The organism is Catenulispora rubra, from assembly GCF_015356825.1.
In the GTDB taxonomy this organism is placed as follows: Bacteria; Actinomycetota; Actinomycetes; order Streptomycetales; family Catenulisporaceae; genus Catenulispora; species Catenulispora rubra.
In genome coordinates this window covers 1-5448 of record NZ_JAACYW010000471.1, presented here as the reverse complement: position 1 = coordinate 5448, position 5448 = coordinate 1, and the positions used below count along the sequence as shown (strand labels likewise).

Genomic DNA, 5448 nt, shown 5'->3' with positions numbered 1-5448 from the left:
GCGCGTGAGCTTATGCGCGGGCCAGCTCGGCCTGCACCAGCTCCCACAGCACGTGGTACAGCGTCGTCTGGATCTCCTGGATCCGGTGGACCGAGGCGGAGGGCACCGCGAACAGGTGGTCGACCAGGCCCGGCTCGGCCATCCGGCCGCCGTCGTAGCCCGCGAAGCCGACGGTCGTCATCCCGCTCTTGCGTGCGGCGGCCAGCGCGGCCAGCACGTTGGCCGAGCCGCCGCTGGTGGAGACCGCGACGGCGATGTCGCCGGGGCGGCCGACGGCCTGGAGTTGGCGCGCGAAGACCACGTCGAAGCCGATGTCGTTGGACAGTGCCGTGAGCACCGCGGTGTCGTTGGTCAGGCACAGCGCGGGCCGAGCCGTCGCGCCGGGGCCCGGGTCGAGGAAGGTGTGGACGACGTCCTGGGCGTCGGAGCTGCTGCCGCCGTTGCCGAACGCCAGCAGCGTGGCGCCGTCGGCGAAGCCGCGTGCCAGCACCTGCGCGCAGGCCGCGAGGTTCTGCGCCTCCGCCACTCCGATCTCACGCCGGAGGTCGACGATCTCGGCGATCTTCGACCTGGCCGACGCCGCGACCTCGGCGGTCAGTTCGGTGACGGACGCCTCGCCGGAGTAGAGGAAGGGGTAGAGCCCTGTGATGCCCGCGCCTGCCGGTTCGGGACTTTGCGCGGGGTCGGCGGCGTGCGGCTGCTCCAGGAAGGCGTGCGTCAGCTCCCACAGCAGGTGGTAGAGGGTGACGTGGCCTTCCTTGACCACGCGGGGGTCGTCGGATTCCACGGTGAGGCAGTGGTCTGCCAGGGCGCGCTTGGCGATCTCTCTGCCGCTGTTGTTGGTTCTGCTGTCTTCGGCGCTTCCCCTGCTTTTGCTGGTTCCGCTGGTTCCGCCGACCAAGGCGACTGTGGTCATACCGAGCTCGCGAGCGGTGACCAGCGCGCGAGCCACCGCTGGACACTCGCCGTCCCCTGAGATCCCCAACGCGATGTCGGCTGGCCGCCCGAGCACCCGCAACTGGTGCGCGAACACTGCTTCGAGCCCTGCGGACCCGGCCAGCCCGGTCACCGTCGCCGCGTCCGCCGCCAGCGAGAACGCCGGCAGCGCGCGCTTGCCGACGATCACCGGATGCACGAATTCGACCGAGACGTGCTGCGCGTCGGTGGCCGCCGTCCCGGTACCGAACACCAGCAGCCGACCGCCGCTCCGAAAGGCTCGCGCCATGGCCAGGCACGCCTCGGCGACGGCGTCGGCCGAGTCGGAGAGCCTGGCGATCGGCTCGACGCGCCGAGCGAAGGCTTCGGCGATGAACTTATCAGTCTTATCAGTCTTATTCGGCGAATCGGTCACCATGGACATCGACCATAGCTGCCCGGATCCCCCTCACCGGCCCGGATTCACTTCGCCGCGCCAGGCGGTTCGACGGCCACCGGCTTGTCGCCTCAGGCTGCGGGTATCGGCTTGCCGAGCATGGTGCACACCGCTGCGTCCGTGAGCTTCTGGTAGTCGGCGGCGGTCTTCGGGTTGGCGACGCCGAAGATCGTGGTCGTGATGATCGCGACGGTGTGCTTCCCGGCCGCGTCGGTGTAGGTCTGGCTGGAATAGCCCGGGGCCTGGCCGTCGTGGCCCCAGACGGTGCCGCAGGGGAAGACGACCTTGCGCAGGCCCAGGCCGTAGCCGTCGCCGTCGGGCTGGGTCGGGTCCTCGGGGACGGTGGTGCGCATTTCCTGGAGCTCGGCCTTCGGCAGCAGCTTGCCGGACATCAGGGCGCTGTCGAAGCGGGCCCAGTCGTCGGCGGTGGAGACGATGCCGCCTGCGGCCCAGAGGCTGCTCGGGTTGATCGCGGTGACGTTGACGAAGTCGCCGCGGGCCGGGCCGGCGAAGGAGGTTCCGGCTGGGACGCCGGGTGGCAGGTACGGCGCCAGGTCGGCGGCGTCGGGCTCGTAGCCGTGGGCGAGGTTGGGGTCGTTGTGATGTGCGCTGGCGAGGTAGGTGTCGTGCAGGCCCAGCGGTCGCGCGATGTCGTCCTGGAGCAGGTCGGCCAGGCTGCGGCCGGTGACCTTCTGGAGGATCAGGCCGAGGGCTATGTAGTTGGTGTTGCTGTAGGAGAACTGCGCGCCGGGTGCGAACAGTGCGGGGTGCGTGACGCCGGCGACCAGCAGTTCCTGCGGGGTCCAGTCATGCGGGTTCTGACCGATGAACGAGGCCAGGACGGCGGGGTCGTCCAGGTAGTTGTACAGGCCGCTGGTGTGGTTCAGCAGCATCCTGACGGTGATGGCCGAGCCGTTCGGCACCTGCCCGGGCAGCCACTTCTCGACCGGATCGGTCAACGCGATCCGGTGCTGCGCGACCTGCTGGAGGACCAGGGTCGCGACCATGGTTTTGGTGTTGGAGCCCATGCGGACCCGGTCGTCGGGGTCGAGTCGGCCGTCGGCGCGCGTGAAGGGTGCTTGCCGGGCGATCTCTACTGGCCGCGTTCCGATGCCGCCGAGGCGTACCACGATTCCGGGCGCGCCGTCGGCCACGACCTGGTCGGCCAGCTTCGTGAGCTGCTTTGCGCCGGTGGCCGGGGCGGCGGTCGAGGCGGCGGTCGCGGTCGCTGCGGTAGTCGCGGCAGTCGCGGTCACGGCGGCGGCCAGAATGAGGACCGAGGCGGCCCGGCGACGGTTCTTGGCCGCCCGCGAGTACTCGGACATGGTGATGGATCCCTTCGCGATGACGATTTCTCAGTCAGGTCCAGCGTGTCGTCCACGGCCGCGCGAAACAGTGGGGTCAAACACCCTCCTGTGGGTGTACTTATCTACCGATGTCATCGCCGCCCCGACACGCGAAGGCTTCTGCGATATACGCGATTTGCCAAGGCAGGATTGCCGTGTGTCGGACGCGAGCGCCGGATCCGCCCTGAGCGAGCCGTGCAGTAGGAGACCTTGGTGGCGGCGTGGGAGCACCCGCCTGCGCAGCCGAGTTTTGCTCTCGATGGTGGCGGTGACGGCGTGCGGCGTTCTGCTGTTCACGCTCCCGCTGGCTTGGGCGCTGGCGGAGGTCTACCGATCCGGTGCGGTGGTGATGCTCCAGCGCGACGCCGTCTGGGTCGCCGCCGAGGTTGGCGCGCGGCCGACCTCAGGCGCCGGAGCTCTGGCGGGTCTCGACGAGCTCTCCCACGATGTCGACGTCGGCCTCTACGCGCCGGACGGCCACCGGATCGCCGGGGAGGGTCCCGCCGCCTCGCGGGTCGCTGCGATGGTCCGGCGCGGCGGGTTCCATCAGGGGGTGGAGGCCGGTCATCTGGCGGTCGCGGCGCCGGTGACGCGCGGCGGCCGGGTCGAGGCGGCGGTGCGGGTGTGGATGCCGTGGAAGGTCGTGACCGACCGCTGGCAGCGGGCCTGTGTGCTGCTGGCCGGGCTGGGTTCGGTGGTGGTCGCGTTGTCGGCGCTGCTGGCCTGGCACCTGGCGCGGCGGGTGGCGATTCCGTTGGAGCGCCTGACCACGGTCGCCCGGGCCCTCGGAGACGGCGACTTCACGATTCAGGCCCCCCGCACCGGGATCCGCGAGGCCGACGTCGCCGGCCAGGCCCTCGCGGCGACGGCGCGCAGGCTCGGCGACGTGCTGGAGCGCGAGCGGCGGTTCACCACTGCGGTGTCGCACCAGCTGCGGACTCCGCTGACGGCCTTGGTACTCGGCTTGGAGTCGGCGCAGACGGTGGGGGAGGACGACGTCCGGCGCGAGGCGGTCGCGACGGCGCTGCGGCGCGCCGAGCACCTCGCCGAGACGGTGGAGGAGCTGCTGCGCCTGGCCCGCGAGACTCACGGAGGCGACATCGCCGTGGACGCGGCACACGTCGCCGAGCGCGTGGCGGAGCGCTACCGAGTCGCCGCGGCGGAGGCCGGACGCCCGCTGGTGGTGCGGTGCGAGCAGGGGCTTGAACCGGTGCGCGTCGCAGAGGCGGCGATCGCACAGATCATGGGCGCCCTGCTGGACAACGCACTCGTCCACGGCCGCGGCGAGATCCGCGTCAGCGTCGTGGACGTCGGCACCGGCGTGGCCGTGGAGGTCGGCGACGACGGCCCCGGCTTGTGCGGCGGCGACGACGCTCCTGACCTGCACTTCAGCGCCGACGAGGGCTCGCCTGCCTCCACCAATAGCTCTCTCGCTGACACTCCCGCTGCTAACTTTCCTGCAGCTAAAACGCCTGCAGCTAAAACTCCCGCCGCTAACTCTCTCGCCTCGCGCCGCGGGATCGGCCTGCCGCTGGCCCGTTCCCTAGCCGAAGCCGAAGGCGGGCGCCTGGTCGTGCGTCACGCCGGCCCCCGACCAGTCTTCAGCCTCCTGCTGCCGCTTCAACGAGCCACCCCCGACATGACCAGCGCTGCTTCCTCCGCAAGCCTTCCCGCCACCGGGAACTCGTAGCGATACCCCCGCCCGCGCACCGTCGTGATGATCGGCTCCGCGTCCGCGTCCGGCGTGGCATCGGAGAGCTTCCTCCGCAGGGCCGAGACATGCACATCAAGGGTCTTCGTCGACCCGAACCAGTGCTCGTCCCACACCTGCGCCATCAGCTCCGTCCGGCTCACCACCGCCCCGACCTGCTCGGCGAGGATCAGTAAGAGGTCGAACTCCTTCGGGCGCAGCGTCACCTCCTGGTCTGCGACGTGGACGCGCCGGGCGCGGGTGTCGATCCGGACCCGGCCGAGCTGGATCACCGGCTGCCCGGAGGTGGCCTGGCGCCGACGCAGGTGCGCGCGGATCCGGGCCAGGAGCTCGGTGAAGCGGAACGGTTTGGTCAGGTAGTCGTCGGCGCCCGCGTCCAGCGCCACGACCACCTCGAACTCCTGGGTGCGCGCGGTCAGCACGACGATGACGCTCTCCACCGGCAGCGTGGCGCGCAGGCGGCGGCACAGCGCCACGCCGTCGAGGTCCGGCAGGCCCAGGTCGAGCAGCACCAGGTCCGGCTGCCGGTCGCGGACGTGGGCGATCGCCCCGGCCCCGCTGGTGACCAGGTCCGCGTGGTAGCCGTGGCCGGTGAGCGCCTGGAGGAGCTCCTCGGCGATGTCCACGTCGTCCTCGACCACCAGCAGATCAGCGCTCGTCATCGTCATAGGTCCATTACATCGCCAAGCGCCACAATTCCACGCTCGCGCAGGGTTAGGGATCTTTAACCTTCCGCTGAGAATCCCCTCGCAACCACTTCCGTACCGTGGTGAAAAAGCCCCATCCGACCCCCTGACACTCCCGGGAGAAATCATGAACGCGCACACCAACGCAGGGACCGATGATGCGCAGACCGCCACCCCAACCGGCCCGCTCGCCGACTTACTGGTCCTAGACCTGTCGCACGCACTGGCCGGCCCCCACGCCGCGATGATGCTCGGCGACCTCGGCGCCCGCGTCATCAAGGTCGAGCCACCCGGCGGCGACGAGACCCGCGGCTGGGGCCCACCCTTCGCCCG

At 70.6% G+C, this 5448-nt stretch carries 5 protein-coding genes; 2 read left to right on the top strand and 3 right to left on the bottom strand.

The window, feature by feature from the left end:
- Positions 1–10: 10 nt before the first annotated feature.
- Together GWK61_RS57975 and GWK61_RS52440 are read right to left on the bottom strand one after the other, a co-directional pair.
- On the bottom strand, positions 11–1354 hold the full coding sequence (locus tag GWK61_RS57975) for a D-sedoheptulose-7-phosphate isomerase (RefSeq protein WP_228564420.1): 1344 nt from the start codon (positions 1352–1354) through the stop codon (positions 11–13).
- Positions 1355–1443: 89 nt separating this feature from the next.
- Positions 1444–2697 (bottom strand): serine hydrolase domain-containing protein, encoded by a 1254-nt coding sequence (locus tag GWK61_RS52440; RefSeq protein ID WP_194921739.1) that lies wholly within the window; start codon positions 2695–2697, stop codon positions 1444–1446.
- A gap of 280 nt (positions 2698–2977) precedes the next feature.
- Here GWK61_RS52440 and GWK61_RS52435 point away from each other — a divergent pair, with 280 nt between their 5' ends.
- On the top strand, positions 2978–4408 hold the full coding sequence (locus GWK61_RS52435; RefSeq protein ID WP_194921738.1) for a sensor histidine kinase: 1431 nt from the start codon (positions 2978–2980) through the stop codon (positions 4406–4408).
- On the opposite strand, the gene GWK61_RS52430 is transcribed toward GWK61_RS52435, so the two are convergent.
- Positions 4339–5091, bottom strand: a complete 753-nt coding sequence (locus GWK61_RS52430) for a response regulator transcription factor (protein ID WP_194921740.1) — start codon at positions 5089–5091, stop codon at positions 4339–4341. The two genes, GWK61_RS52435 and GWK61_RS52430, sit on opposite strands and share 70 nt — an antisense overlap.
- A gap of 151 nt (positions 5092–5242) precedes the next feature.
- Here GWK61_RS52430 and GWK61_RS52425 point away from each other — a divergent pair.
- The coding region (locus GWK61_RS52425; RefSeq protein ID WP_194921737.1) for a CoA transferase at positions 5243–5448 on the top strand (206 nt) is incomplete at its 3' end.